The 2,075-nt window shown below is 71.4% G+C and carries 1 protein-coding gene and 1 pseudogene; both read left to right on the top strand.

Going from position 1 to position 2,075, the window contains the following annotated elements; all coding sequences use genetic code 11:
* Positions 1–104: 104 nt before the first annotated feature.
* Positions 105–963: pseudogene (locus QH270_RS22305) on the top strand (alpha/beta fold hydrolase); the annotation flags it as partial.
* A gap of 100 nt (positions 964–1,063) precedes the next feature.
* Positions 1,064–2,075, top strand: a 1,012-nt coding sequence (locus tag QH270_RS22300; RefSeq protein ID WP_280345743.1) for an amidase family protein, incomplete at its 3' end; no start/stop codon positions are given.

The following is a 2,075-nucleotide window of genomic DNA, read 5'->3' as shown; positions in this document are numbered from 1 at the left end:
CCGGATGCCGGGCGGCGGCGCGGGCCCCGCCCGCGGGGGGGGGGGGGGAGCCGCCGCGAGCGGAGGTGGCCCCCCCCGCCCCGCCCCCCCCCCCCCTCCCCCCCCCCTTTATCCTGCCCGCCGGGTGGCCCGGCCGGGGGCCCTGTGTCCTCCTAATCCGCCAACAACCCCGCGGAACCGACCAGCGCGGACGCGCCCGCCTTCCACGTCGTCGCCCCGTCGCTCCCCGGCTTCGGCTACAGCGACAAGCCCTCCACCACCGGGTGGGGAACCGAGAAGATCGCGGCCGCCTGGGTGGAACTGATGGGACGCCTCGGCTACGACCGATTCCTGGCCCACGGCGGCGACTGGGGCGGCAATATCACCACCGTGCTCGCCGGCAGATTCCCGACGCACGTTCTCGGCATCCACACGCTGTTCGCGGAGGCACCGCCCGGACTGCCGACCGAGGGGCTCACCGCCACCGAACGCCGGTGGACGGAGGAAACCCGCCACTTCTGGCGTCACCGCGCGGCCTACGCCAAGCAGCAGGCGACCCGCCCGCAGACGATCGGCTATTCGCTCGTCGACTCACCGGTCGGCCTCCTCGCGTGGATACTCGACAAATTCGCCGAATGGAGCGACACCGAGGACAGCCCGTTCGAGCGGATTTCCCGAGACCGTATCCTCGACGACGTCACCCTCTACTGGCTCACCCGCTCCGGCGCCTCGGCGGCCCGCATCTACTACGAGAGCCACAATTCGCTCGATCCCGACCTGCGCGTCGACGTCCCGACCGCGATCACCATGTACCCGCGCGACATCGAGAAGTGCCCCCGCCCCTGGGCCCAGGAACGGTACCGGAGCATCGTCCGCTGGAACTCCCCCGAAGCCGGCGGCCACTTCCCGTCGCTCGAGGTCCCCGAGTATTTCGTCCAGGACCTACGAGGAGGCCTTGCGGCCGTGACGGCCGCGATGAAGTGAGACATCTTTCGTTGTGCACTGTGGCTCCACGTGCCCCTACGCAGAGGATCGGCACACCGGTGTTTTATGCCCTCCGCCTGTCGCCGATACCGTCGAATTCATGGAGTGGAACTTTCAATCGGCCGAACAGCTCACGGTCGCTTTGCGGGCCGGTGCGGTGAGTGCGGTGGAATTGGCCGAGGCGGCGATCGCGCGCATCGAGCGTGAGGACGCGGCGATCAAGGCGATCTGTGTGCCGGATTTCGATCGGGCGCGCACCGCCGCCCGCGCGGCCGATGAGGCGCGTGCCCGCGGCGAGGATCGGCCGCTGCTCGGTATCCCGGTGACGGTCAAGGAGTCCTACGACATGGCCGGGCTGCCCACGACCTGGGGTATGCCCGAACACGTGAACCATGTGCCCGCCGCCGACGCGGTCCAGGTGGCGCGGTTGAAGGCCGCGGGCGCGGTGATTCTCGGTAAGACCAATGTGCCGGTGATGTTGCGAGACATCCAGAGCTTCAACGAGATCTACGGCACCACCAACAATCCGTGGGATCACAGTCGCACCTCGGGTGGGTCGTCCGGCGGTTCGGCGGCGGCGCTGGCCGCAGGCTTCGGTGCGCTGTCCCTCGGTTCCGACCTGGCCGGTTCGCTGCGCACGCCCGCGCATTTCTGCGGCGTGTACGCGCACAAGCCGACACTGGGGCTGGCACCGACGCGCGGCATGGTCGCACCGCCGTCGCCGGCACTGCCGGTCGACCTGGATCTCGCCGTCGCAGGCCCGATGGCGCGCACCGCCCGCGACCTCGCGCTACTGCTCGACGTGATGGCAGGACCGGACCCGCTGACCCACGGCCGCGCCTACGCACTCGCCCTGCCACCTCCGCGCCACGAGCGGCTCTCGGACTTCCGTGTCCTGATCATCGAGGACCATCCGCTCATCCCGACCGGCTCGGCGGTGCGGGCGGGTGTGCACCGGGTCGCGGACGCACTCGCCGGGGGGGGGGGGCCCCGCGGGCGGGCCCGCCCCCACCACCGCCCCCCACAACCCCCTCCCCCGCGGCGGGGGGCGCGCCTTGGCCGACCGGGCCGCCCACCGCGGCTGGGACGTGGACGCGCTCCTGGCGCAGGCC

The organism is Nocardia neocaledoniensis (assembly GCF_029868625.1).
GTDB classification, from domain to species: Bacteria; Actinomycetota; Actinomycetes; order Mycobacteriales; family Mycobacteriaceae; genus Nocardia; species Nocardia neocaledoniensis_A.
This window is presented reverse-complemented; position numbering and strand designations above follow the sequence as displayed.